The organism is Stenomitos frigidus ULC18 (assembly GCF_003003795.1).
Lineage (GTDB): Bacteria > Cyanobacteriota > Cyanobacteriia > Leptolyngbyales > Leptolyngbyaceae > Stenomitos > Stenomitos frigidus_A.
Window position 1 is genome coordinate 1 of sequence record NZ_PVWK01000153.1, and the last position, 26,458, is coordinate 26,458.

Sequence of the window (26,458 nt, forward strand, 5' to 3'; positions counted from 1 at the left end):
TTGTGCCTTACTTTTTGCAAGAACATAAGAATATTCTAGAAGCTTGGGTAAATTCTTTGCCAGAAATCTCCTAAGTAGACACGGAATCGGTAGCACGGTAGAGAGAAGACCAGAGAAAGGTCTATCTTTAGAACAAGCTCTGTTAGAGGGAAAGGTGGCAGCAGTATGGATTTGTTGGAGTATCAGGCGAAGGAATTATTTCGTGAGATGGGCATCCCGGTGTTGCCGTCTCAACGCATCGATCGCCCCAAGGATCTCAAAGGGCTGACCATTCCCTACCCAGTGGTGCTTAAATCGCAGGTGTATATTGGTGGTCGCGGCCGCGTGGGTGGTGTGCGCTTTGTGGAAAATACGATCGATGCCGTAGCCGCAGCACAGACAATCTTCAATTTGCCGATCATGGGCGAATATCCCACTGTCCTACTGGCAGAAGCGAAGTACGATGTCGATCGCGAGTTTTATCTAGCAGTTGTGCTGAATCGATCGATTTGCCGCCCTGTACTATTGGGTTCACAAAGTGGCGGTATTGATGTGCAAACTGCACTTGAGCAGATGCAGCATGTAGTGGTCGAGGAGGACTTTTCGCCGTATTACGCTCGTCGCTTGGCGCTGAAGATGGGGCTTAAGGGTGCCCTCATCGAATCAGTTAGCGGCATGCTGGAGAAAATGTATCGGCTGTTTGTCCAGCATGATTTAGACCTTGTAGAAATTAATCCGCTGGGTGTGACCGCCACTGGTGAGGTGATGGCACTCGATGGCAAAATTACCGTGAATGATGACGCTCTGGCGCGTCATCCCGACTTGTCAGCCCTGATTGCCAAGTCAGATGTTAACCAACCTGGACACCTGAGCACGTCTCCTGTCGTGATGGAAGCGGATGGGCAGGTGGGAATTCTGTGCAACGGAGCGGGGCTGATGATGGCAACGATGGATGCCGTTTCGCAGGCCGGTGGTAAACCAGCCGTCTTTCTCAATATTGGTGGTGAAACGCAATGGGATGCCTCACCCACTGCTTTGCGTGACCAGCTAGAGCGTGGGCTAGAGCAGATGGTGCAAACAAAACAGGTGCGAGTCTTGCTGATTAACCTGGTCAGTGGGCTGATTCCCTGTGATGAAATTGCCGCAGTGATTGCCAAGGCTTTGATGAGTCGGGTCCGTAAGCCTCGTAGGATTAGTGAGCTCAGTCCTGACGCGCTGATTGCACAAGCAACGCGGTTTCCTCAGTTGGTTGTGCGTCTGGTCGGTCGCGATCGTGATCTGGCTCGATCGCGACTGGAAAGTGTTCACGTGCCCCTCATTGATAGCCTTAATGAAGCCGTTACACAGGCTGTAGCGCTGGCAAACGCGGCGATTCGAAATTCGTGAGTAGGGGGCAACGTCTTAAGGGAGCGCTCGATCGATGAAACGCCTTGTTGTCTGCTGTGATGGCACCTGGAATAAACTGGCAAACCCTTGCCCCACCAACGTGGTCAAAATTGCACAGGCGGTGGAGCCGATGGCCAGTGATGGGGTGCCCATGCAGAACTACACGAGATTGTGAGACAGCGCTGGTGTGGTAGCCCTGACTACCGTCCGAAAAATCTTGCCGCGCATCAAAAAGACCTAGATGCTTACTGCCAGTCTTTGAATGGGTCTTGAAGGCGTCTTCTGAAGCTGCCGATCGACGCCTTCAACGGCTCCTCACTACGGGCGCATGAAGACGCCCCAGGGAGCAAAGGCATTATCGATACCAGTGTGAGCGGGTGCCAGTTCGGGGTGGTGGCGGCGCAGAACGGTCAACATTGTGTTCTTTTCAATCCAGTCCAACCCAAATTGAGTGTAGACTTCAGCCCGGTAGTCTTTGGTGAAAAAGCGATCGCTCTTGAGCCGTCGGGACGCCATCAGAATAAACACCCGAAATGCCGTATCACTGAAGCCAAAGCCTTCCGGCAAATCTTCTGCATACAAGCCAACCATCAAATCCACACTGTCTACATTATTGTTGTAGACTTCGCGCAGTTCCTTTGCCCACTGTGGGTTGCTGGTAATCTCCTCAAATGAATTCACGCGGCCACGGCCGAGCAATTCACGAAAGCGGTTGTAACGGGGCACTCCCCGCTCTCGATCGCGCAAAATATCCACAGCGGCCAGATCAAATGCTTCCCCGTTCTCCTTCACCAGTTGCCGTAGGAAGTGGGGGTAGTTGTGCAGAGTCACGGCTCCTGGATTCATGATGCCAAACGAGTAGAGCAGATCTGCCATCGGTATGGATTCCATCAGCCCACGAGCCTGTTTGCCGAATAAATCAAACAGCGTGTTCGTTTGAATCAGTTTGCCAGTCTTAATCGAATGAAATTCATACTCATCGCGCACCAAAGGATGCATCCGATAGACAGAAGTGAATTCTTCAGTCAGGTAGTACGGCGCGCTGTGGTGATCCGTGGACGAACCCACAATGCCACTCAGAATTTCGCTGTCGCCAATTCGTCCAAAAATGCGTTTGAAGTCAGGCCCCAGAATGCCCCACCAATTAGCATGGAGCGAAATCTTAGTGGCAGGGTGGGGCAAAATGGCCGGAGTCCATTCCACCGTATGAATTTTTGCGGTTAGCGCGGCAATAATCAGGCGAGCATGGTCAAACAGTTGATCATCCTTCCAGTCTGGGTATTCCCGCTTGAGATGATCGCAAACCACATTGTGTTCTTTGACAAACAGGGTATGTAGTAATCCCATTGCCAGCCACCAGGTGCCTGGATTGCCCACCCGATCGATGCCCGTTGCCGGATCAACTGGAAGCAACCCATCGTCCCCAAGCTGCATTTTTCCATCCACATGAGAACGCAGCTCATCAATACGCTCCTGACTGCTGCCGTAAATTTGTGAGGCATCCCACCAATGCGTTTCGTGATTAATAAAGGTCGCAGGATGCTTTGTATCACCTGTGCGTGTGGGATCATCCAGCGTTTTGTCGATCGCCAGGGGTTGATGATGCTCCTGCTCCCAGGTGTCATCGGCAGGTAGAGGCACATTGATTTTGTGACCTGGTTGGTTACTGCCATGGCTGAACCAATCGTGCGTTTCAAACTGAATCCAGGCAGCAGCCAACAAATTCAAAATCGTAGCGGGTTTGAATGCTTCACGTGCCAATAGTTTGCTGCTGACTAGGCGAGGACTTGGTGTGAGCAAGTTTGCCTCATCCACGTTGGCCTCTTCTAAGGGCACATTGCGTCCAAACCGGGTGCCCACCATGCCCATTTCTGGATGGTTAAGATCGTTATAGCTGCCATCAGCTGTGCGGGCAGTCAAGTGACGACCATCGGGGCTGGGAGCAGGTGCTTGGGGCAGTTTCTCTTTCTGCGGTAGCTGTGATGTGTCATGAAGATTCTGATCTCGCAGCACTTGACGAAACTTAAATAATTCGAGTAGGGCTAGAGGGGTTGGTAGCCGATGCCAGGGCGTTTTAGACATTGCGCGATCGCCTCACAAATAATTAGGCAATAAAAAAATTAACACAGCCGTTTTCTGTTAGCAGCGCCCGTTAAAAGCGCTGGCAGACGCACTCTAGCAAGTTCTGGCGGCAGTAACAGCACCCTTTCGGGTACTATCAGATTTGCAATGAGCTTTGTAGAATAGCGTGCATGAATAGCCGAGAACAGAACAGAACCGGTTCACATTAGCGCTGAGTTGCCCTAATGCCTTATGCACCTATGCACGAGTTGGTTGCGCTTCTTTCGCCTCCACTGACTATGACTGGTCGAGAACCGAGCAAGTGGCTTTTCGACGAAATACTACCGTTATCTAACGGGCTGTCGCTCAAGCTTTGGGCATTTATTAATATTCACTCAATAAAACTTATTGCTAGATTGTAACAACGATGCAAAGCTTTGAGAAGATTACACAACCTAAAAGTGGGGACCAGGAGAACGATTCTCTACCCACTGACTACCCATCCTGGAAGGCTGATGAGAAGCAGAGCTTTCTGTGGCATCAACGCATTTTGCTCTCTCAATACGAGCGATTTCCTGCCCTTAAAAAGATCGATGTCATTGGTTTATTCCTGACTGTCTTGAACAAAAAGATGGATTGTCTGGCCGATGAAGCGCCACGACATTGGAAAAAAGCCATTCATGCTCACGCCAGTGTGGCGGAAATTCGATTTGTTCCAGCTGCAGAGACGCCCTTTACAGGCTTATTTAGGGGCGCTGATTATGGGCTCTTACGGCTGTCCTTGACGGGAAATCCAGCCGATCGCGGTTTTGCACCTGGGCTTGCGGTCAAGTTCTTCCTTGATGGACAACCGTCAGCCAATTTCTCGGCGCTGGTTTCGCTGGATGGACAAGGTAAAAACTACAACTTTTTTGCTAACGAGTTTTCTAACATCGTCCCTGTTGTCAATCGTCTGGGTCCGAAACTAATCAATCTAATCTTCAGGCGAGCCTCTCACTTTCCGACCAAGCTTGACCTTCAAAATTTAGGAGTGGTTCGTCAAGATGGGCAGGTAGAAACAACGCCTCACTATCCCTTACGCCTCTTCTTAGTGCCCAATGACAACGTTCAGTTTGCTGAAACGCCACCCCATGATTTTAGAACGGATCTAGCCACAATCGCGCCGGGAACGTCGCTGTTTTCAGTCTATGGGGTTGACCCAGCAAACGTTAGCGACGATCGAGTTGATCAACTAGAGGATCGACAAAACGCTCAACTGATGGGCTCGATCGAAACAACGTCTGCATTTGTCGCTTCTGACTATGGCGATCGGCGACTGTTCTTTAGGCATCAGCGCTTTCGTAATCAATAAACGTAACGGCTATCAGGAGGCGTTTGATGCGATCGGATAGGGCTTCTCAAAACCCAACATAACGAGGTGAGTGGAATGACCATTACAACAGCAGACATGACTAAAATGTCTCAGACTGAGCTAGATGATTTATACAAGAAAAGTCCGATAGGTGCTTTGCCTGATGGGGATAGCCAGGGTACTGCAATGGTGATCCCAGGCTCCTTATTCAGCAAGGTTCTGATGCCCTTGATTAAGGGCTTAGCCTGGAGAGGAAAAGTGTTTCATCGTGACTCTGCATACTTGTTCAACAAAGTTTCTCCGTTTGGCATTCAATTAGTGAAAGCGCAGATCTATAAAGGTGATAGTTGGGTTGATGGCGGAGAAGCCATTGTGTTGGATTATTCCAAAACCTCTTTTGTTGCCCAAAAGATTCGAGACGAAATTCGAGAAGTCGCACCAGGTCTTTATCTGGGGCAGGCGTATTGGGGCAAGACGAGAGTTTTGAATTTCATCCTGGAATTCTAAGCGGAGGTTCGTTAAAGGATGTTTGAGACGGATAGAAAACCTTGTCACTCTGTTGTCATCCCGTCCGTGATTGTGAAAATCACGGGCGGATGGGATGAAACCCGTTGATGGAAGTTAAAAATTAAATCCAGTCATAGCTGTAGCCTCGCTCGCGAGCGAGACGCTATAAATTATCCAAATGAATCCTTAACTTTCATTCAATCACGGGCGGGTGACGCCACGATCGAGGGTGTTTCGAACATCCTCTTAAAAACGGAAGGCTAATGAAACAAGGACGCGATCGGTGATGAGTGCTTTCCCATCATCCCACCGGTTAATCAGAGTTCTCATCAAAGTTCTATTAAAACTGAGTTATGGATCATGGCACACCAAGTTCCACTCACTATCATTACTAAGATCAAGCCTGATGGCATGAGTCAGCTCAAGCAATTGCTAGGGATGATGAGCAAAGAGGTGGAAGCGAACCCGATCGTGCCCTTCGCACGGTTCAGCCAGGTTCATTTTGCCCGCTTCGTGATTCTGGAAGAATCTCGCGATCCCAATAACAAGGTGATTCAAGCCAGCCTTGCCTTTTCCAGTGAAATTGATGCGCCGTTAGAAGCGTACTTCAACGATCTGGTGGATCTTGCAGGGGAGGGTCTGGATGAGATCTACACTCATTGCGTTGGGTATCCAGATCCCGGTGAGCGCACTCGACAGAGCCGTTTAGCCTACCTTTATGCCCATCAGGTCGAGGTTCAGGCGTTCTATGTCAATACGGTCAATCGGACGGTGCAGCAAGTGCAGCAAGAAGCAAAACTGCGTGAGCAGGTCGAAACGTTTGCCGATCAACAACAGGCAAAGCAGGCGTGGTTAGGATGGGATGGCATTAAGGTGCGTCAGGCAATCCAAGCGTTTGTCAAAGATGAGCGATCGCTCCATTGGGCGTTGGCTCCAGCCTCGTCACCCAGTCTGTCACGACGGCTTGGGGAAACCATCCATTTCCTTTCAGGACTGCTGCTCATCCTGGTGCTGGGCTTAGCCTTTCTGCCGTTCGCTCCTCTTTACGCAGCCATTCTGCGCTTCAAGGAAACACGGGATGCCCAGCAGGATCGGCTCCGGCTCAGTGGTAAAGAACGGGATGAACTGGCGATTCGAGAAGACCATGCGGTGCAAAATCAGTTCAGTGCAGTGGGGTTGATCAAACCGGGTCTCTTTCGCCTTGCGACCGTCAGAGTGCTGCTGTGGCTCGTTAATTTCACGGCGCGTCATGTTTTCAATCATGGCAACCTTGCCGGGGTGCCCTTACTCAATCTGGATGGCGTAGACACCATTCATTTCGCGCGCTGGATCATCATTGATGAAGGACGGCGCGTGTTGTTTCTGAGTAACTATGACGGCAGCTTGGAAAGCTACATGAATGACTTTATTAACAAGGTTGCCTGGGGGCTGAATGCCGTCTTTAGCAACGGAGTTGGGTATCCCAAGACGCGGTGGTTGGTGTTGGATGGCGCGAAAGATGAACAGGCATTCAAGGCGTTTCTCCGGCAGCGTCAGATTGTGACCCAGGTTTGGTATACGGCTTATCCACAACTGACAGCGGTCAATTTGGAAAACAATGCCGCGATACGTGCCGGACTGAGCCAACCCTTGAACCAAACCGAAACAGACGCGTGGCTGCGTCGCTTGTAAGCCATTGATCGACAAACAACGTGCGCGATCGTCCGACTCTCATTCTTTAGGAACACTGCATGATGTCCACCCTCGAACTCCAAGATATTCAAGGCATTATCATTCGGGGCTACTCTAACCTGGATGCGGCTTGTTTTGTGTTGTTGGGCATTCAGGACGCGGCAGCAGCCCGACGCTGGCTCGGTACGCTGACTGATCGCATCCAAAATGGTCAGGATCATCCGTCCGAAACCTGCCTGAATCTTGCCTTTACCTATGATGGTTTGAGCGCGTTGGGACTGGATCAAGCCATGCTGGATACTTTTCCAACAGAGTTTCGGGAAGGGATGACGCCACCTTACAAAAGCCGCGTGCTGGGCGATCATGGAGACAATGCACCCGCTGTGTGGGATTGGGGCGGCACCCACTCGCCATCCATCCACATCTTGCTGCTGCTGTATGCCACGGATGATGCGAGGCTTATGACCTTCTATGAAGCTTTTGCAGAAGCCTTCGCCAGCAATGGCGTGACGCTGATCCGCAGATTAGACACCTTCACATTGAAAGATGAGCACGGCGGCTTTCGGGAGCACTTCGGGTTTCGAGACGCGATCGGGCAACCCATTGTGGAGGGACTCAGCAAAACGGGATCACCCGACAACACGATCAAAGCGGGCGAATTTATTCTGGGCTATCCCAATGAGTATGGCTTGTTGACAGAAACCCCCACCGTCAGCGCCCAACACGATCGGCAGAACCTTCTACCAGAGGGGCAAAACGGCTTTGGAGGGCATGATCTGGGGCGCAACGGGAGCTATGTCGTGTTCAGACAATTGAGCCAAAAGGTACAGGCCTTCTGGCAATTTTTGGAGGGTGCGACTCAACACGCCGATGGCACCAGTGATCCGGATGCTCGCGTGCGGTTGGCCTCCAAGCTTGTGGGACGTTGGCCCAGCGGGACGCCCTTAGTGAAAGCGCCGGATCACGATCGCCCAGACAGCGGCGATAAAGATGAGTTTGCCTACCATGATGCTGATCCTCATGGCTTCAAATGTCCGATGGGTGCCCATATTCGACGCTCCAACCCGCGCGACTCGCTTGCCCCCCAACCCGGCACGCCAAAATCGATCGCGGTGAACAAAACCCATCGACTGTTGCGGCGCGGTCGCACCTATGGAACGCCTTTGACCGACTCGTTAAAGCCCCAGGACCTGTTGCAAACGGAGGACTCTGGCGAGAGAGGACTGCACTTCATTTGTGTGAGCGCAAATATCGCCCGTCAGTTTGAGTTTGTTCAGCAGACCTGGATGAACAGCCCCAAATTCAACGGGCTTTATAGCGATACCGATCCGCTGGTGGGCGATCGTGCTCCCGGTGATGCCGGAGCCGCTACCCATTTCACCGAACAGGCTCAACCCCTTAGAAAACGTGTGACGGGTCTTCCCAACTTTGTTGTAGTGCGTGGAGGGGCTTACTTTTTCTTGCCGAGTATCCGAGCCTGTCGGTATCTCGCATCCCTTGCCTGAGGTTTCCTTTCTCTTGACGCTGTGCCATCGCAAAAACGGCGTCGCTGAATCTGGGGATGATTTGTGCATTCCTGCCTCGGCTGTAAGGGCGTTATAGCCAAGGCACACAAGAAACGCGAAACGCCCCGACGAAATTCATCGCTCAAATCAGCAACGCCCCAAACGCTCATGCCTCACCATGCCCATGTCATTCTCCTTTGAAGCCTTTCAGCCATGAACTCAAATACCAGTCGTCCGGTGCCACCTGCCAATACTGGCTCCGCTTTTTTGAATTGGGTTAGCAATACAGCCACCTTCCTGTTGCAGATGGAACGCCGGATTGATCCCTGTTTCCGACCCGCGTTCGATGCCGTCCTGCGAGATCCGATCGCGAGCCTGACCACGGCGCTGATCAATATGAAGCGCCCCGACGAAGGCTTGAAAATTGCTGAGGAAAAGCCGCTGCCGGATGAAGAGGCGTACCTCGACTCTATTATCACCACCTTTGAACAGCAGATGCGTGGACTCTGGAAACCTGGAGGCTTTGAGCGGGGTGGCAACACAAAAACGCAGGGCATTGTGCGTGGCGAGTTTATTGTTCATGACGATATCCCAGCAGCGTTCCGGCACGGCATCTTCGCTCAGCCACAGACGTTCCGTGCCTGGGTGCGGTTTTCTGGTCCCGGCCCCTACGTCACACCAGATATCGACGATGTGGGTTTTATGAGCATCAGCATCAAGTTGATGGGTGTGCCTGGCCCGAAGTTGATGGATGAGGAGCAGTTCACGCAAGACATGTTCGGTGTTTCCACACCAACCTTCGTCACACCGGACACCAAGGCAAATGCGCAGTTGCAGATTGAAAGCCTGAAAAACGCGCAACTCTTTTATTTCGTCAACCTCGATCGCCCCCACATCCTGGATCTGATCATGCAGTCGCTGTGGATCAAGACACAGAGCAGTCCGTTTGAAGCGCCCTACTTTAGCTGCGTTCCCTACCTATTGGGAGAGGGGCAGGCAATGCAATATTCAGTATGGCCAACAACAACGAAACGGACGCCCATTCCACGGCTGCCTTGTCGTCCTCCTGATGACTATCTGCGCGATGCGATGGTTGCTACGCTGGCTGAAGAAGCTGTGGAGTTTGACATTCGCCTGCAGCTGCAAACCGATCCACATCGGATGCCGATCGAAAACAATGCTGTGCTCTGGCCTGAGAAGCTGTCGCCTCGCGTTTCGGTAGCAACGCTACGCCTCCCTCAACAGACATTCGACTCGCCAGCGCAAATGGAGTTTGCCAAACGTCTCTCCTACAATCCGTGGCACTGCCTTCCCGAACATCGACCGCTGGGCAATCAAAGCCGTGCTCGACAACGGATGTATGCGGAACTTTCGAAGCTGCGGCAGACGATGAACGCTGTGCCTCACTACGAACCAACGGGAGACGAGGTCTTTGAGTAAGCGGTTCGCAGAGTCATGCAGCGGCATCGTAGGTGATGCGATCGGTGTCAGAATCATCGATGAGCAAAGCTGTCTGAGTGGTTGGCATCTGGCTTTTGGGTTCAAGGCTAGTTAAAAGCCGCGATCGTCCAAAGCCGCGATGGTTAGCTTGATTGCGCTACACAACACAGCAATGACGCTGAATGAGCTGTAACGACAGCCTAAGCGGATAGTCGTACATCTTCACTGATCAAGGCTTGGGCGACTTCAGGCGCAATAGAAAGCCATTGAGGGTTCGTCGCTTTGCCGTGCTGCCACTCAAACACGACCTGGCTAAAAGCAGCCAAGCTGAACTCTCGATAGTCTGAGGCGTAGTGCTCAATCCAGACTAATTTGGCAGGATTGAGATGAAACTCTTGCACAATCTGATCGACCAGCTTTTCAATCACGAAGGGATTAAACCAACCGATCTCAAACCCCATGTCAGTGATCAGGACGGTGTGTACTTTGGTACGCGCCTGAAAAATGCGGAGATGACATTGCAGTAGCCAGGTACCAGAGACTTGACTGGGCATTTGACATGAGTAGGGCTGATCGATGATTTTCATAACGTCTAGGGCTTTAAGTAGTGGTAAGAATGAGAGCGTTGCTGTCAGCGGGCTAGGCAAAAAGTGAAACTGGTGAATGGCTTAAAGTGTGGCAAGCGATCGAGGTAAAGGGCAGGACGCAAACCGACGTTCGAACGAAGACGAAAGCAACATGAGACTGGGAGATGACTCGATTAAGGGCATCTCCTGCCAGCAGCTACGGCAGAACCAGTACACTTCATGGTGGCGAACGTGGCGAAGCATTGAGTTAGAGCAGCAGGGGCAAGCGTTCATCGTAAAACCCTTATTAATTAAGCGAACCAAGAGCGTCAGTCAAAAAGAGCTTTAGGTAATGCTTCAATTTGCTCTGAGCTGAACATAGAAGAAAATTCTGGAGAAACTCTGGAGATGGCAGAACGTTTGACGACGTTTTGTTGCGAAACGTCTTCTTGAAACGGCGATCGAAAGGCTTCTTCCAGCAGCAGCTTACCAACCCATGGCCTGAGCAATTTGCTGAACGAGATCGATCGGCTGAAAGGGCTTCAAAATGGTGAGTACGATGCCCAATTTGGGAAAGAGCTGTGGGTTGGGGAGGTAGCTGTTCGCCGTAAGTAACACAACCGGGATGGGCTGTGTTGTCGGATCAGAGCGGAGGTATTGCAGGAAGGCAAACCCATCCATCTCTGGCATCATCACATCCAGCACGATCGCATCGGGTTGATCAGCTTGAGCTTGCTCTAAGGCTTCACGCCCTGAGGCAGCGGTTAACACGTCCCAACCACCCAGCCGTTGTAGACAGAGCGCCACGACTTCCCGAATGCTGGCTTCGTCATCTACGACTAAAATTCGCTTGGTGGCCACTTCAAGCACCCCCAGCGTATGCGGTGGCATAACCTGATATGAACAGAGTATTTTTCACTCGCCTGACCGTTGCCATGAAGAACTGACTTACTGCAGTTTCAGCTTAGAAACAAAAGATGGAGAAAGTATGGAGAAAGCGTCTGAATGCTTAACAAAAGCTTAAGTCGGTGCCGCTCGACCGGAGTGGTACCGAAACGTTTATCAAAAAAAATGAGCGCGACCCGATCGCACTCAGGCTAAGTTGCCTATACACTGCTCGTCTTCACCATTACTGACTGTTTTTGCTTCCCCACCCGCATCAATGACCAGACGACGAAAAGCGTGCGCTGACTTTAAACATTAGAAAAATGACGACTCAGCCAGACGGCATTTTCGCGCAGGATATGCAGAATGCTGCCACGCACCAGCATTTCCATCCGTAGCCGTGCCTGTAACCGCGTATAGTGGTTACCTTGAATGGCGCTGGACGATGCCTGTACACCTTCAACGTGGCGAGGGGGCACCTGGCTAAAAATATGGGCAATCAGCTTTTGACGCAATTCAGGCATCGCAAACGCTGACTGATATGGATGAACAGGATACTCGTCCAAAACGTCCTCAATAGTTTGATTGACTCCTGCCAAGGTTAGATTGAGCAATCCTTGCAACATTTTCACCTCTCCATTTAAGGCTGATGATTACCAAACGATTGATGCTGGAAGCGATCGGTCTTAATCTCAAGCAATGGGCATAGCCTGACAAGGTAGTGCTAGCCCGTTAAGATAACTGACCTTGAACTCCACTTGCTAAAGATTCAGATTAGAAACAAAAGATGGAGAAAGTATGGAGAAACTGCCTGAAATCTTAAAGAAAGATTAAGGTTGGCAAGGATTGCCTGAGGCTTGCGCCTTAAAGAACCCAAGCATGCCAACTCCGTATGTGGGCTTGCAGTGCCATGGCCCTACGATCATTGCCGACCGTTATCAATCTACCGTCCTTCGTTAATCCCACCCCAGCAATTGACTAATTTCCCTGGCAATCTGAATAGGGTCGAAGGGCTTGACAATTAATCCCGCTGCTCCGAGCTGCTTGTATTCTGCCTGTTCAGTAGGTTGCACTTTAGCAGTCAGAAAGATCACTGGGATGGCTTGAGTTTGTGGATTCGCTTGCAGTTGCTGAAAGGTTTCTACCCCGTTCATTCCCGGCATCGACACATCCAGCAGAATGGCATCCGGTTGCTCTACGGCGGCGATTTGAATGGCTTCCGTTCCCGATGCTGCAGACAGCGCTTCCCATTTGGCGAGCTTGACCAAACACATGCGTACGACTTCGCGAATGCGGTCTTCGTCGTCCACGATTAAGATGCGTTTTGTTGTCATGACTTTATCTTGTTACCAACGCTGTTTCTGCTACCCACTCTGCTTCTGAAGACGCGGCTAACGGCTTTCACCGGGTTTGCAACGGCAAGGCAAAGAAAAAGGTGCTGCCTTGCCCCCAATGGCTCTCAACCCAGATTCGACCGTCGTGCTGCTGCACGATCGACTGGCAGATGGCCAAGCCTAAGCCAGTGCCACCTTGATCACGGGAATCAGACGCATCCACCTGCTGAAAGCGACCAAAGATACTTTCTAGTTTATCGGTTGGAATGCCGCGCCCTTGATCCTGCACCGAGAAGAGGATGTAAGGGGTAGGGAGTGGGGAGTGGAGCGTGGAGGGGTTTTTGAAGTTTTGAATAGTCTCCCCTACTTCCCCTGCTTTCCTTGCCGCCCTGTCCGCTACGACAGCGCTGAGCCAAACCGTACCGCCGGATGGGGAAAACTTGATCGCGTTGCTAAGAAGATTGGTAAACGTTTGGATGATGCGATCGGGGTCAACCCAGATTTGTAGCGATAAGGGCTGTACCACCAACTGAACGCCTGCTTCCTGAGCGCTGTTTTGCATGACTTCCAGCGATCGCTGCATCAGGTCACCAGCATTGCACCAGACCCGCACCAATGAAATTTTGCCGCTTTCTAACTTTTCTAGATCCAGCACATCGTTGACCAGTCGCACCAGACGTTCGGTGTCGGTGGCGGCAATCTCAATCATGCGCTTCATGGCAACGGGTTCATCATCCATCATGCCTGTCGCTAACAAACCCAACGAACCGCGAATAGAGGTTAGGGGCGTACGCAGTTCATGGCTGACGATCGAAATGAACTCATCCTTCATTTTCTCAACCTTCTGCCGCTCGGTAATATCCTCACCAATGCTGATGCTACCGACAATGGCTCCGTCAGAACTTTTTAGCATCGTGTTGTTCCAGGCAATCAAGCGTTCTTCACCGGAACGGGTCAGAATGGCATTCTGATGATAGGGATGAGCATTTTGGGTTAAAACTTCTGCAAAAACAGTTTGCATGGACGGCTGAGTAGACGGTGGCAAGAAGTTTTCAAACCAGTTCTTGCCGATCACTTCTGAATCAAGGTACCCAGTCAGGCTCAAGAAAAATGGATTGACGTAGTTGACAGTGCCCTCCTGGTTCAGACCAACCACAATCAACTGCACGTTATTTAGCAGCGATCGCCAGCGTCGTTCGGCTTCACGGATCACGGCTGTGGCTTGCTGCCGTTCCTTCAGCTCAACCTGAAGCTGTCCGTAGAGTTCGGATTGCTGAAGGGCGATCGAGAGTTGACTGGCAATTTGTTGCAAGAGCTCGATTTCCCAAACCTGCCAATGGCGTGGAGTCGCATTTTGGTAGATGGCCAGCAAACCCCAGAGCGTGGTGCCGGAAAAAATCGGCGCGACCGCATACGCTTTCGCCTGGAACTGTTCTAGCAAGGCAATGTGGCAGGAGTGTAGCCCAGCCGCATAAATATCTGGAATCACAAACGTTTCGTGCCGTTGAAAGCGACCGCCCTTCGTGTCTTGTAGATGTGTATCCTCACAAACTTTTTGAACCTCTGGTTCTACCAGTTTGACCCAACCGTCACTGACCGATTCGGCAATGAAATCGCCACTCCAATCAGGCTGAAAGTGGTAGACGGCAACGCGATCGCCCTGTAAGGTTTGCCTTACCTCTGCAACTGCTGTGTTGAGAATGGCGTTGAGATCCAGGGATTGCCGAATCGCCTGGGTCACGTTCCAGCGCAACTGTTCCTGTCTGGTTTGCTGCTGGAGAGTTGCTTCCGTCTGTACCTGTTCCTTCAGCACGGCGAGCAGGCGATCGTTAATGGCGGTTAGCTCTGCGGTTCGTTCTGCAACCCGTTGCTCTAACCCAGTGTTGAGTGACTGTAAGCCAGTCTCGGTTTGTTTGCGCTGAGTGATGTCCTTAAAAACGAGGGCAACTTTTTGGCTTGATGGTTGCCCAAGTCGGAACGCATACACATCAAACCAGCGGTTCAATGGCATAGCGCCATTTTCAAACCGAATTGGTTCGCCTGTTAGCGCCACGTTCCCAAAGATCTCAAACCAATGGTCTTCGAGATTGGGCATTAATTGACGCGCTGTTTTACCGACTACCTGTGCCAATCCCGATTGCTGCTCAAAGGCTGGATTCGCTTCCAGAAAGCGATAATCGTATGGCGTGTTGGTTGCATCAAACAGCATTTCAATCACGCAAAAGCCTTCGTCAATGGATTCAAACAGTGTTCGATAGCGATACTCCGATTGGCGCAGGGCTACTTCAGCTTGTTTGCGCTCTAGCAATTCAGTCTGTACCTGTTCAAACAATGCCGCTTGCTGAAGGGCGATACTGACCTGCGCTGAAAGCTGCCGCAGCAGGCTGATCTCTGAATCCTGCCACGGGCGCGGCGCAGTACAGTGGTGAGCCACAAGCAAACCCCATAACTCGTCATTTTTGAGAATGGGAACAACCAGGTTTGCCCTTACTTGAAATTGCTCTAAAAATTCAATATGGCAGGGGCTAATAGCAGCATTGTAAATATCAGCTTTGGCTGTCACCAACCCCTGCTTAAACGGTTCGACATAGGTCTCGCCAATACAGGGGTCATAGATATTAAAGGGAAAGATTGACAGGGCTGGATCCCCAACTGACTCAACGGTAACCGTTCCGCCCCACTCAGCCGAAAACTGAAAGAAAATCACACGATCGGTCTGAAGGAACTGCCGCACCTCATCAACCGTGGTTTGCAAGATATCCTGTAAATTGAGCGACTGTCGAATCCGTTGGCTCATCTGCATGACCAGTCGCTGCTGCTCAAATTGCTGCTGGGTGTGTAGCCGTGCTGCTTCAATGACTCCATTCACCGCCAGATGCAGCTTCCCTGGGGTAATCTCCCTCTTGATCAAATAATCTTGTGCGCCTGCTTTCATTACCTGCACCGCGATCGCTTCATTGCCCTGACCTGTAACAATAATCACTGGCAGGTAAGACTGTTGGGTTACGGCTTGCAATTGAGCCAGGAATTCCAGTCCGTCTCGATCGGGGAGGTGATAATCCAGCAGCACGACATCGGGTTTCTGTTGCTGCCATAGCTCTAGTCCGCGTTGAACTGAAGCTGCTTCTAAAAACGTGTAGGAATATTCACTATCGCGGAGCAAATAGCGCTGGTAGAGTGCTTGGTCTTCTGGGGAGTCATCGACAATGAGGATAATCCGTGATCTTTGACTCATGACTCATCCCCCAGGTATCAGGCAATATGATGACTTCAAACCGATATTTTACCAAGGTCTTCATGAGATAAGCCTCAATGAAGGGCAACGTAAACACTCCGCCAATCCCAAACCCAGCTACCGCTTTGACGTGATGGGAGGATGGGATTGCTCACCCTCCTACTAGCCTCTTCGATCGACCTTCTAAGCGATTAAGCACACGGGCAACTAACTCCGGTTCCAGAATCGGCTTGCGAATATAGTCATCGCCTCCAGCCGCGAATGCCTGAACAATCATGTCTGCCTCCTGGTGAGCCGTCAAAAACAGGATCGGCAGGTTGCCCCATTGAGGGTCATGCCGCACCACCTGACACAGTTCAATGCCATTAAACCCTGGCATTTCGATATCCAAAAGCAACAGATCGGGAGCAGTGCTAGTCAACACGTCCCAAAAACGATCGGGATCGAGCAAGGTTGTCACCTGCAAGCCCCAGGGTGATAGCACCGCTGATAACTGATGCAGAATGACCGGATCGTCGTCTACAGCCATGACCGTACCTGTCAGTGATGACCGTGCACTAAGCGTCTGGGCAATAGCTTGAAAAATTTGCTCCACCGTAGCAGGCTTTTGCAGAAAGGCTTGTGCCCCTAACCGGACTGCAGCAATGCGATCGTGAAACTGATCGCGTTGTGTAAGAACCAGTACTGGAATCTGGGGATACTGTCGCCTCAATGTTGTCAGCCAGGTTAGACCAGCTTCATGCCCGTCTGCAACAGTCAGATCGAGCAAAATCGCCTCTGGTCGATTGCGATCAAGCAGGCGTTGTGCCGCTTCTAGATTGGAGGCCATGATGAGGTGGAGCGATCGACCCGTTGCTTCTGCCTGCAAGCGTTCGGTTAGCGCCACGTCATCATCAATCACTAGCACCCGTGGCAGTTGGGAAAGCCCTTGCAGAGCCGATGCCATCGTCTGAGGCGGTTGACTCATTTCCTGTCGCAACGCCTCTATCCATTGCGCTATTTGCTGAATTTCAGCGGCCTCCAACGCCAGATCAGGATGCAATAATGTTTCAATTTGCCTCGCCAGCACCGACCCCTGCGGGAAGCCATACACGCCCAGCGACCCCACTAATTTATGCACAGTCTGCTTTGCCTCCTGATGCAACTCAGCCGTTAAGTGGCCCGTTCGTGATGCATCAACGACTTGATCTAGCAAGTCAATCTGGGCAATGAAAGAATCTTTAAACCGCTCCCAAAGTTCAAGCATAGCGGCATCAGTTGCTTCTAGGGAAAAGCCTGGTGCTGCCTTCAGAGGCTCTTCCTTCTTTGTCGGAGCCACGGTTTCGAGCGCTTTCCGTGGGGACGCTAAACCTGGACGCAGGCGATAACCAAAGCCATACATCGTCTCAATTAAGTCCTGGCTGGCTCCAGCCGCCTTCAACTTCTGCCGAATCGCTTTGATATGGCTACTGATGGCACTTTCGGTTGGGGTCGCTTCCAAAGCCCAAAGGTGTTCAATCATGGCAGAGCGACTGAAAATCTGTTGGGGATGCAACAACAGCAATTCCAGAATGCCATACTCCTTCGGCGTTAAGTGTAAAAGCTGCCCTCCATAGAAAATTTCATTGGTTAGGCCGTTAAGCTGCAGATCACCCCAGGTCACAACAGAGGTTGTTGTGGTTCTGCCACGTCTCAGCAAGGCACGGATCCGTGCCAGGAGTTCTGGCATATGAAAGGGTTTGACCATGTAATCGTCTGCCCCAGCATCCAGCCCCATCACGCGATCGCTTAACCGATCTCTTGCTGTCAATAGGAGGATGGGCAATTGACACCCCTGATTGCGCAGTTGTCTGCAAACGCTAATGCCATCGATCTCAGGAATGCCGATGTCTAATAGTAAGAGGTCATAACCAACCTGCTCGGCTAACGCCAAAGCCGATCGACCATCTTCTGCAACCTCAACAACATGATGGGTGCTCAATGCCTCCTCAATCAGGAGGCTAATGGCTGGGTCATCCTCCACCAATAAAATTTTCACATTGATACCCGCTGGCTCTAAGTCAACAGAAGCGTTGTTGGGAAAAAATTACCACTTTAAGAATATAGATATTACTACTTAAAAAAAGAGATATCTGACTTTGCTTTCCTGCTTGAGGCAGTCATTCAACAGGCGCTTCAAACCCCTGTAGCAATCAACACCTGTGGCAATCAACATTAAATTAATTGGTTATCAAGCGGCAAGACAACGCCTGCCAACTGCCGTTACAGCATTGTATCGCTTCACTCATGTAAAAGCATTTGCACACAACAGGCGTTCCTGACTCTATGCTCTCAACCATCAGCTACACCCAATGAGCGCTGTACAGTGAACCGGATCATTGGAAGCCTCTTGTCTTCAAGATCACCTGGTAATAGTACAAATGTTTTGCTCGATCGCTAAACTAGCAGTGCCAGGACGTATACTAAAACTTGCTTGCCCTCGATCAAAATGCTCTAGCAGGAACTCCATATCATGACCACTCCTAAAAACGGCGTCAAAACCGTTGACGCTGCAGTACCAGAAGCAGCAAGTGTTGACTCAGCCACTCGTGAGCTTGATGAACCCATCCTTCATGTCCCAGAAGCGTCTGCAGCCCCCGATTTGAAGGTGTCCCTAACAGCTGATGAAGAGATCACGCAGGCAATTCAAGTGCTATCGAATCTCGCAACCTTAAAGCTGAAAACTCAGGAGTCTAAAGACCAATCGCTCGCAGTCCTGAGGAAGATTGAGTCATTGTTTAAGCTGGAGGAGCCGATTTCGCCGCAAGACCTTGACGAGCTTAAAACTGGATTCAAAACCTTGAACAAGTTTGCTCTGGCGGTTAATCAGTACTACGAGACTAAAACAAAGGCAGAAGCCGCGAAACAAGTGCTTGATGCTATTTTAGGCAGCTTTAAGTCGAGCACAAACTAGCGTTCTTGATGCATACGTTAACAGAGCTAGTGGTCGATTTAAACTGTGCTTATTTTCAGCGATTCAGTCATTGATGTGCTACAACCTGTGCCAGTGATGGTGATGGTGATGGGTTCGCTGTGAAACGATTTTTGCTCTTTCGAAAACGAGCTTCTTTGAAGCGATCGCGACTCCAAACGCATGCTTTTTGGCGCAAACAAGTCTGGGGCAAACAAGCCTGGAGCAAACAAGGCTCACTTTTACAAAAGCGCCTCTGCTCACGGCTAGGGATACGGTTAATAACCCTGATGACCATGGGCTTTGTGCTGGGTTTCACGGTTTCTAGCCTCTTCCTGCTTTCTCCTCAGGAGTTACAGAGCGATTCAATCGACATTGGTACGCCTGAGCCTTTGGTCGCGTTCACACAGCCCGTACCGCTCCCATTACTGGAGAATGGTCGCCCTCAACTGTCACCGCTTCCATTGGCACAGGAAGTATGGCAATGTGAGGTTGTGGTTGTGGGAGGCTCACTCGGTGGTGTTGCGGCAGCGGCTCATGCCATGCAGTCGGGAGCTATCACCTGCCTGATTGAACTTACACCCTGGCTCGGCGGACAAATTAGTGCTCAAGGGGTGTCAGCGATCGACGAATCGCGCTTGATGTGGGAAAGCGGCACCTTTTCGCCAAGCTGGACGAGCTTTAAGGCGTTAATTCAACAGCAAACCGTGACGCTGCCTTCCTGGGTTCCGGTAAGAAGTGAGCAACGGGTTGAAGATCTCAATAGCTGCTGGGTTGGACGGCTCTGTTTTTCGCCCCACGCAGGTGCTGCTGCGGCCCAGAAACTGCTCAAGGCGGCGGCGGTTAGCGCTCCTGGCAGCCGATGGGGTACCAGCATTGCCTTTAAAGGGGCTGAGTTTGATGCGACAGGTCAGCTGATTACGACGATTAATGCAGTGCGTCGCCTTCCGCATCGGTCTGACTATGTACCTGAAGGGTGGTTTTCAACAGAGTTAGGGCGCTGGTATTCCTGGCAAACCGATGATGTGTTTGCCAAACAGTCTCTGCGTCTCCACGCACCTCCCGGCAAACGACTGCTGGTTATTGATGCGACTGATACGGGGGAATTGGTTGGTTGGGCAGGCATTCCGCATCATCTTGGTACTGAAGCGAAAGCAACGACGGGAGAGCCCAATGCTTCCCTGAAAGCCAATCCCGATTGCACTCAGGCGTTTACCTATCCCTTTGTCCTGGCGCTCCATAATGACCATGGAGCGAGTTTGAAAGCCTTGGCGCGTTTGCAGCCAGATTATTCGCGGCAAGAGCATCAGCGAGAATTTTCGGTCAAGCGTTATCCCATGTTTCAGGGGTTACATAACTTTTTCAACTACCGCCGGATTATCAGCACAACCCGCAATAACCCGTTCTATGACACATCAGTGCTGGGGGATATGACGGTTGTGAACTGGAATCGTGGCAATGACTGGAACTGGATGAATCCACCGCTAATCCTGACAGAGCAACAACTTGATACGTCTGGACAGCGCCAGAACTGGAAAGGCGGACTGGAAACAGTCGCGCTGAGAAGCGCTCAAGAGCATGCGCTGCTCTTTGCTGAATGGTTGATGAAGACACAAGCAAAACTCCAGTTTCCCCTCATGCTGATGAGAGGCTCTGACGCTCCAATGGGCACGACGTCAGGCTTGAGCATGGTGCCCTACATCCGAGAGGGCCGACGGATTAGCGGGCGCAGCGCGTATGGACAGCGTGAATTTATGATTCGAGAGATGGACTTGCGAAAGGACTTAGCCGGTGGACGTGACTTCAGCCGCACCGCGATCGCTGTGACTCACTACGCGATCGATCTGCATGGCTGCCGCTATCGCAACTGGCAAGCCTCTGATGAAGCGGCCAGTGCCCCAGTAAAAGAGTCTGACATCCGCCCACTCCACATCCCGCTAGAAAGTTTAATACCGCAAGGCGTGGATAATCTCTTGATCGGTGGTAAAAGCATTGCCGTTACGCATATTGCGAATGCGGTCACGCGAACGCATTACAGTGAATGGAGTATTGGAGCAGCGGCTGGAGCAACCGCAGGTTGGCTGGTAACAGAAGCCCCGCACAACCTGGCACCGGCAGCAATCACGGCCAAACGGTTAATGCCTACCTTGCAGCGCTATCTCACGTCTCAGGGACTGCGCTACCGTTGGTAGGGGCACACGGCCACAAGGTTTGTTGGCTGACGAATCGCACTGCCTTAGAAAACAGTTAACGATCGCGTGGCTTCGATCAAAGCAGGTACGGCGTTGGCATCCCAACGACCTTCACCGCGTCGTCCAGTCAACAAAATCAAGTGCAGGCTGTAGTCATGCGGGTAACCGTCAGCTTCTAGCCAGAGGCGATCGCTTTCTGCTTCACAGGCGATCGCCTCCTCATCCATTAACTCACTGCTCATATGAGCCATTGTCTCTGCCAGTTGATGCAACAACCGACAGAAATCATGGAGCTCTGCTTCTGTCAGCTCCAGTGCCCAGTCCTCCGTTCCGACTAAGCCTTTGAAGATCTCTGCCTCAGCATCCCAGCCTAGCCGCCAACCAAGACCACTTTTGACCAACCGCGCCATCGTTAAGGCTTTGGTGCTGGCGCGATCGCGGGTATACGAGAGCTTGGGGCTGCTGCGGGACGAGAGGATTGAGATGTCGCTGGTGAGAAGGTATCTACTAAAGCCTGTACTAATGCGTCACGCTGCGATCGGTTGAGCTGTTTAATCGCGGCTCGATCACCATCCGCTGGGTTCGTCCGCAGCGTTGCACGGCTAGGATAGCTCGTCTCGTCAAAGGCGCCGTTGAGCCCCAACCCCAGGTAGTCTGCCAACGTCAGCTTCCAGTCAAAGCGGTAGAGCGGCGATCGTCCGGCCACATAAAGGTGATAGCGCACAAAACGACCGACTAGCGTATTCTCTGCTTCAACTTTCCCGGTTTCCTTGCTGACGTACTGATTTTCTTTGGGTAGCGACGGCACTCGCTCATAGACAACTTGCCAAACACCCTCTGGTCGCACTCGTTGAGCCAGGGCAGATGTTTGAGTCAGCACATCAGGTAGAACTGCCAGAGTCGTCACAATGAGCAAGCCACTCATCAGCGCCATTAGACTGATGCTTAGGCGTCGAAGCCCCATCCGTTTTTTGGTCATACGATCGCCCATTCAATATGTTGGGAGAGATTGGTAGGGGCGGGTTTAACAAGATCGTTTCGCTGTTAGCGGTTGGCTTGTTAAACCCGTCCTATAGTTTGCTAGCGGATAGTAGTTTACTAGTCGATCGGTATATTGACATACAGCCTTCTCTACATAGGGTGGTGTTACCGTCAGCGTCGCGCACCAAGCAAACAGGCTTCTCGTATGTCAGTACAGAGAGGCCGTAACTTTAGACGTTACTCACCAATAATTTCGGGTTGAGTCAGTTCATCCGACATCTCAATAATGGCTCGCATGACTGGCTTCATCATGGGATCGTCAACACTGTCGAAATCTTCAAACCGTCTACGCTTGGCCCGATTTGCCACCTGAACCGTAATCCGATAACGATTGGAAGCGGCTGAAATCAACTCGTCAGCCCGACGCATCAACTGAGTGCTATCGAACGCGGCACGCTTTTGCATGAAATTACCTGATTAGTGAAGACATTATGCTCTAGTCTATCAAGAGTGTATGACTTCCGCTGTAACCAGACCAAACTGGGTGCAGCATCTAGTCACAAAGCTTGGCTGAAAGCCTGTTGACAGTTGGCTTCAGGTGATTGAAAACAGGTAAGTCGGGTGGATCGAGGTAATTGAACTGATGACAGTGTTAGTTGTAGCCACAGGTAATCCAGGCAAGCTCAAGGAAATGCAGGCGTATTTGGCAGGGCTCGATTGGGCCTTGGCGCTGAAGCCAGACGCTTTAGAGGTTGAAGAAACAGGCGCTACGTTTGCCGAAAATGCTTGCCTGAAAGCCTCACACGTAGCACAAGCCACCGGAGAGTGGGCGATCGCTGACGATTCAGGGCTAGAGGTCGATGCGCTCGACGGTGCGCCAGGCGTTTATTCTGCCCGTTACGGCCATTCAGATGCCGAGAGAATTGAGCGACTGCTGAATGAATTAGGCAATGAGTTGAATCGTGAGGCACGGTTTGTCTGTGTCATCGCGATCGCCCGACCCGATGGTGCGATCGCCCTGCAAGCAGAAGGCAGTTGTCCTGGTAGGATTCTCCACAGTCCTCGCGGTACAGGTGGTTTTGGCTACGATCCCATCTTTTATGTCCCGAACCAGGGGTTAACGTTTGCCGAGATGTCAACCACTCAAAAACGTACCATTAGCCATCGTGGGAAGGCACTGCAGGCGCTGCTACCCCGGCTCAAGTCACTGTAGGCGTGGGGAGTCGGGAGTCGAGTAAAAAGCCAAACTCAAAACTTAAGACTCTTTGACTAGCTGATCGCTGTAATCCACAACATGCTTTCTTTATAGCCCTAAGTCTGAAACTTTCATTTCATGAGAACTTCAATTTCATGAGAACTTCTCCGTAATGCTCCGGACTCAGTAATGATCCGGAGCAAGAGAGCCTACTAAGTAGAAGACTACAGGGATTGGTTATGCCAGCTCTACGCATCTTCACGCTTCAAAGGCAGTTCGAACTTCACTCCAACTTTACAAAGTATTAGCTATGTAAAGTTGCTGAAAAGATTAAGTCCGTGGATCAACGGGTACGATCTTTGCCCATGAAGTAGGAACTATAGTTTAGCCATAGCTTCTAAGTAATTGTACGGTTCGCAATCCCACACGCTGAAACGGTTATGCAATCAACGTTACCTACCGCATTGGATGATCCATCGACGTTGGCTTCCGCTGCTCTTCAGGTGCCACATCGATCGGTCAACTCGATCTCTAAGCGGCTTCTAGATATTGTCGGTAGTCTTGTTGGCTTGTTGATTCTAGCGATCCTTTTCATTCCGCTGGCGATCACCATTAAGCTCGATAGTCCTGGCCCCATCTTGTATGCCCAACAACGCTATGGCTTGTTAGGGCAGCCGTTTCGGATCTACAAATTCCGCTCCATGGTGCAGAATGCGGACGACCTGAAGTCGCAGGTGAAGAACGAAGCAAGCGGACTCATCTTTAAAAATCAGGACGATCCCCGCGTGACAAAGATTGGGCGCTTCTTGCGTCGTAGCAGTCTGGACGAGTTTCCTCAGTTTTGGAATGTGTTGCTGGGTGAGATGAGCCTGGTTGGCACACGACCACCAACGGCTGATGAAGTGTCTCGCTACAAACCTCATCACTGGCAGCGGTTGAGTGTCAAGCCTGGGATGACGGGTGAGTGGCAAGTAAACGGTCGATCGACCGTTAAAGACTTTGAGGATATTGTGAAGCTTGATTTACGCTACCAGGCTCAGTGGCATCCCTTTTACGATGTAACTCTGATTGCTCGCACGATTTACGTCATTGTGGCTAAGGTTGGTGCTTTTTAAGCAGGTGCCAGAACAGCGAACTAGAACAGTAAGCTTTTAGTCTTCAACATTTTTGGTCTTTAAGTTTCGATTCCCTAGCGTTGAACGCCCCTTTTTTGGGTAGAGATGGACGGCTGCTTTTCCCTACAAAGCCTTTACATCTGCAAAATTTTTCATTATGACGCTGGTTGAGAAAGTTTTATTTACAGCGGTTCTCGATCGAGTAAGCCACAGTTCAATCAAGACGGGTGTGGGGTGTAGGGTATCGGGTGTGGTGAATATGAAAACAGCTGTAAGAGGGCGCAAACTGCGCCCTCTTTGTTTTGGTGATACAGTGCGCTGGTTTTACAGTCAGGTCGATCGCCAGGAACTCTCGATGCGGTTACTTACCTAAAATCTCTTTTGTAAGAACGATAAAGAGCAAGACGAACACAATTGAAGCAAGAATCATTGACACGACTAAACTCTCCTGAACCGACTTTCACGGGCAGCCCTTACAGCCAAACAATGACAGCCAAACAAGCACATCCAGATTATTGTGCAACAATCCGGTTCTTCGCGAAGTCTTTTCAAGCTTCTTTGCGAAGTCTCTTCGATCGCGCCAATTTGCCTTAGGCGAACGTTTGTATTACGAAACAAATGTATTATACAGATGGGCTTTGGAGTCGTCCTGGAGTAAAGCGCTTGTAGACAGGGCTCTCGTCATTCGGTTGCTCTGCATGATCACCCATTAAATTGTTGCTAATTCACCATTTGGTTGCATCATGGTGTCTGTAAAAGACCAGTGGGTAAGAGTGCATATGCGATCGCGTCGGTACGGTTGTAAAGCAGATTCAGTTATAGCAGGCAGGTAGGAACGCTCAGCATGGTTTTACTGCTCACAGATGTTTTTCTGCTGCTGACTCAGGTCTTGCTTTGGATTGTGGTTGGGTTAGTCACCTGGTTTGTACTGCTCAAAGCGCTGCCAAGAGCATTTCTCGGCCTGTTGGTGCTGCTGCTAATTTTGAGCCTTTTGGCAGTGTCTTTTTTCAGCGGGCCATCGGTCTTTGATGATTCCGATATTTTTCGGACGCTCTGGTACCTGATTTCGTTGATTTTTCGGCCGCTCAGTCTGGGAGTCATTTTGCTCCTGATTTTGTTGACTGGCACCAAGGTCAACAAGGTTGTCGGTAGAGTCATTAACACTGCGCTGGTACTTTTGCTGGCTTGTTGTCTACCCATCGTGTCCTATTTCATGGCTCAGGAGTTGGAATGGGAAGGGATTCGCATGATCCAACCAGCGGCTGCACAAGTCACGGGTGATAGCCGGGTCATTGTCCTTTTGGGACGAGACACCACACGTCCCTTTTTAGGACCCAGAACGACCTGCCCGCCTCTGCGACCGACGCAGGGAGGCATGCCTGCCACACCTGCTACGCCACGACCACCTGATGGTGAACAACCCATGTCAGCGGAGGCCTTTCGGGTGCTGACGCAGGCACCGACTCAACTGCCGATTCAATTAACGGATAAAGCCGATCGCCTTTTCTATGCAGCTGAATTGTATCGACAAAACCCCAACAGCCAGATTGTGATTAGTGCGCCGCGCAGGCTCGATCGCAAGACGAAGGATGGTGAAACCAAAGAAATGGTGTCTGAAGCCAAAGACATCCAGACGTTCCTCAATCAGTCGTTGAATGTTCCCTGTGAAGCGATGCGGTTTCTCGATCACGATGGCGTCAGTATCCGCCGGAGCGCTGAGAACGTCAAAAAAATTCTGGATGACAATAAAATCAATTACGGCAATCAATTGACAGTGATCAACACGGCCATGAGCACAGAGCGCACTTACCGTACCTTTCGAGAAGTGTTTGGCTTTTACCCTGTGGCACGACCAACCGATTTCTACACGTTGCCAGCTCGTTCCAAGCTGGACAATTTGGCACCAGAGCGCGATTTGGTTGAACCCCAACTTCAGGCAACCGATTTTTTGCCTAGCATAGACGCTCTGACTTTGGGTTCACAGGCGATCGAAGAATTTTCCAGCTCCATCTATTACTTTCTGCGCGGCTGGATTAAGTTTAGGGATCTGGGCTAATGAGGTGGTTTAGCGATGCTAAACGGTGATGATTTGTCCTCAACGGTGGCCAGCGATCGCTGACTCAATT

At 51.0% G+C, this 26,458-nt stretch carries 23 protein-coding genes; 13 read left to right on the plus strand and 10 right to left on the minus strand.

The genetic code is table 11. The features are described 5' to 3' along the window. Positions 1-165 precede the first annotated feature (165 nt). Together C7B82_RS28240 and C7B82_RS28245 are read left to right on the plus strand one after the other, a co-directional pair. Positions 166-1,365 carry a succinate--CoA ligase subunit beta gene (locus C7B82_RS28240; protein ID WP_106260361.1) on the plus strand — a complete coding sequence of 400 codons (1,200 nt, stop codon included), beginning with the start codon at positions 166-168 and terminating at the stop codon, positions 1,363-1,365. A 34-nt stretch (positions 1,366-1,399) separates the two neighbouring features. After that, the gene (locus tag C7B82_RS28245) at positions 1,400-1,540 is read left to right on the plus strand and encodes a phospholipase effector Tle1 domain-containing protein (RefSeq protein ID WP_219904745.1); all 141 of its coding nucleotides are present in this window, start codon (positions 1,400-1,402) and stop codon (positions 1,538-1,540) included. Positions 1,541-1,683: 143 nt separating this feature from the next. Here the strand turns inward: C7B82_RS28245 and C7B82_RS28250 are convergent, their stop codons facing one another. Then, positions 1,684-3,447: a peroxidase family protein gene (locus C7B82_RS28250; protein ID WP_106260363.1), complete on the minus strand. Its 1,764-nt coding sequence runs from the start codon at positions 3,445-3,447 to the stop codon at positions 1,684-1,686. Between the two features lie 406 nt (positions 3,448-3,853). Between C7B82_RS28250 and C7B82_RS28255 the strand changes: the two genes are divergently transcribed. The 5 genes from C7B82_RS28255 (at position 3,854) to C7B82_RS28275 (ending at position 9,900) form a co-directional block, all read left to right on the plus strand. After that, positions 3,854-4,777 carry a hypothetical protein gene (locus C7B82_RS28255; protein ID WP_106260365.1) on the plus strand — a complete coding sequence of 308 codons (924 nt, stop codon included), beginning with the start codon at positions 3,854-3,856 and terminating at the stop codon, positions 4,775-4,777. Positions 4,778-4,852: 75 nt separating this feature from the next. Further along, positions 4,853-5,284 (plus strand): hypothetical protein, encoded by a 432-nt coding sequence (locus C7B82_RS28260; RefSeq protein WP_106260367.1) that lies wholly within the window; start codon positions 4,853-4,855, stop codon positions 5,282-5,284. A 360-nt stretch (positions 5,285-5,644) separates the two neighbouring features. Next, on the plus strand, positions 5,645-6,955 hold the full coding sequence (locus tag C7B82_RS28265; protein ID WP_106260368.1) for a hypothetical protein: 1,311 nt from the start codon (positions 5,645-5,647) through the stop codon (positions 6,953-6,955). Positions 6,956-7,017: 62 nt separating this feature from the next. Next, positions 7,018-8,460, plus strand: coding sequence for a Dyp-type peroxidase (locus C7B82_RS28270; protein ID WP_219904746.1), 1,443 nt, complete (start codon positions 7,018-7,020; stop codon positions 8,458-8,460). A 213-nt stretch (positions 8,461-8,673) separates the two neighbouring features. Further along, a complete protein-coding gene (locus tag C7B82_RS28275) occupies positions 8,674-9,900 on the plus strand; it encodes a catalase family protein (RefSeq protein WP_219904747.1) in 1,227 nt (408 codons plus the stop codon). Positions 9,901-10,100: 200 nt separating this feature from the next. Here C7B82_RS28275 and C7B82_RS28280 read toward each other — a convergent pair whose 3' ends face one another. The 6 genes from C7B82_RS28280 to C7B82_RS28315 form a co-directional block, all read right to left on the minus strand. Further along, a complete protein-coding gene (locus C7B82_RS28280) occupies positions 10,101-10,487 on the minus strand; it encodes a hypothetical protein (RefSeq protein ID WP_106260372.1) in 387 nt (128 codons plus the stop codon). Between the two features lie 465 nt (positions 10,488-10,952). Continuing rightward, positions 10,953-11,357: a response regulator gene (locus C7B82_RS28295; RefSeq protein ID WP_106260377.1), complete on the minus strand. Its 405-nt coding sequence runs from the start codon at positions 11,355-11,357 to the stop codon at positions 10,953-10,955. A gap of 302 nt (positions 11,358-11,659) precedes the next feature. Then, positions 11,660-11,977, minus strand: a complete 318-nt coding sequence (locus C7B82_RS28300; RefSeq protein ID WP_106260378.1) for a hypothetical protein — start codon at positions 11,975-11,977, stop codon at positions 11,660-11,662. Between the two features lie 330 nt (positions 11,978-12,307). Then, positions 12,308-12,685: a response regulator gene (locus C7B82_RS28305; protein WP_106260379.1), complete on the minus strand. Its 378-nt coding sequence runs from the start codon at positions 12,683-12,685 to the stop codon at positions 12,308-12,310. A gap of 67 nt (positions 12,686-12,752) precedes the next feature. Beyond that, positions 12,753-15,920, minus strand: coding sequence for a GAF domain-containing protein (locus C7B82_RS28310; RefSeq protein WP_106260381.1), 3,168 nt, complete (start codon positions 15,918-15,920; stop codon positions 12,753-12,755). Positions 15,921-16,071: 151 nt separating this feature from the next. Then, positions 16,072-17,937: a response regulator gene (locus tag C7B82_RS28315; protein WP_106260382.1), complete on the minus strand. Its 1,866-nt coding sequence runs from the start codon at positions 17,935-17,937 to the stop codon at positions 16,072-16,074. A 474-nt stretch (positions 17,938-18,411) separates the two neighbouring features. Between C7B82_RS28315 and C7B82_RS28320 the strand changes: the two genes are divergently transcribed. Both C7B82_RS28320 and C7B82_RS28330 read left to right on the plus strand, forming a co-directional pair. After that, entirely contained in the window at positions 18,412-18,852 is a 441-nt protein-coding gene (locus tag C7B82_RS28320; protein WP_106260384.1) for a hypothetical protein, read from the plus strand. Between the two features lie 287 nt (positions 18,853-19,139). Next, positions 19,140-21,041, plus strand: coding sequence for an FAD-dependent oxidoreductase (locus C7B82_RS28330; RefSeq protein WP_106260388.1), 1,902 nt, complete (start codon positions 19,140-19,142; stop codon positions 21,039-21,041). 44 nt (positions 21,042-21,085) lie between these two features. Here the strand turns inward: C7B82_RS28330 and C7B82_RS28335 are convergent, their stop codons facing one another. The 3 genes from C7B82_RS28335 to C7B82_RS28345 form a co-directional block, all read right to left on the minus strand. Continuing rightward, positions 21,086-21,451: a DUF1818 family protein gene (locus C7B82_RS28335; protein ID WP_106260389.1), complete on the minus strand. Its 366-nt coding sequence runs from the start codon at positions 21,449-21,451 to the stop codon at positions 21,086-21,088. Positions 21,452-21,453: 2 nt separating this feature from the next. Continuing rightward, positions 21,454-22,020, minus strand: a complete 567-nt coding sequence (locus tag C7B82_RS28340; protein WP_181357741.1) for a hypothetical protein — start codon at positions 22,018-22,020, stop codon at positions 21,454-21,456. A 239-nt stretch (positions 22,021-22,259) separates the two neighbouring features. Continuing rightward, positions 22,260-22,487, minus strand: a complete 228-nt coding sequence (locus C7B82_RS28345; protein ID WP_106260391.1) for a DNA-directed RNA polymerase subunit omega — start codon at positions 22,485-22,487, stop codon at positions 22,260-22,262. 178 nt (positions 22,488-22,665) lie between these two features. Here C7B82_RS28345 and rdgB point away from each other — a divergent pair, with 178 nt between their 5' ends. The 4 genes from rdgB (at position 22,666) to C7B82_RS28360 (ending at position 26,388) form a co-directional block, all read left to right on the plus strand. Then, a complete protein-coding gene (gene rdgB / locus C7B82_RS28350; RefSeq protein WP_181357743.1) occupies positions 22,666-23,235 on the plus strand; it encodes an RdgB/HAM1 family non-canonical purine NTP pyrophosphatase in 570 nt (189 codons plus the stop codon). Positions 23,236-23,657: 422 nt separating this feature from the next. Beyond that, positions 23,658-24,332, plus strand: a complete 675-nt coding sequence (locus C7B82_RS28355; RefSeq protein ID WP_106260395.1) for a sugar transferase — start codon at positions 23,658-23,660, stop codon at positions 24,330-24,332. A gap of 157 nt (positions 24,333-24,489) precedes the next feature. Further along, positions 24,490-24,705, plus strand: a complete 216-nt coding sequence (locus tag C7B82_RS31720) for a hypothetical protein (protein ID WP_146141296.1) — start codon at positions 24,490-24,492, stop codon at positions 24,703-24,705. Positions 24,706-25,176: 471 nt separating this feature from the next. After that, positions 25,177-26,388 (plus strand): YdcF family protein, encoded by a 1,212-nt coding sequence (locus C7B82_RS28360; protein ID WP_106260397.1) that lies wholly within the window; start codon positions 25,177-25,179, stop codon positions 26,386-26,388. Positions 26,389-26,458: the final 70 nt, after the last annotated feature.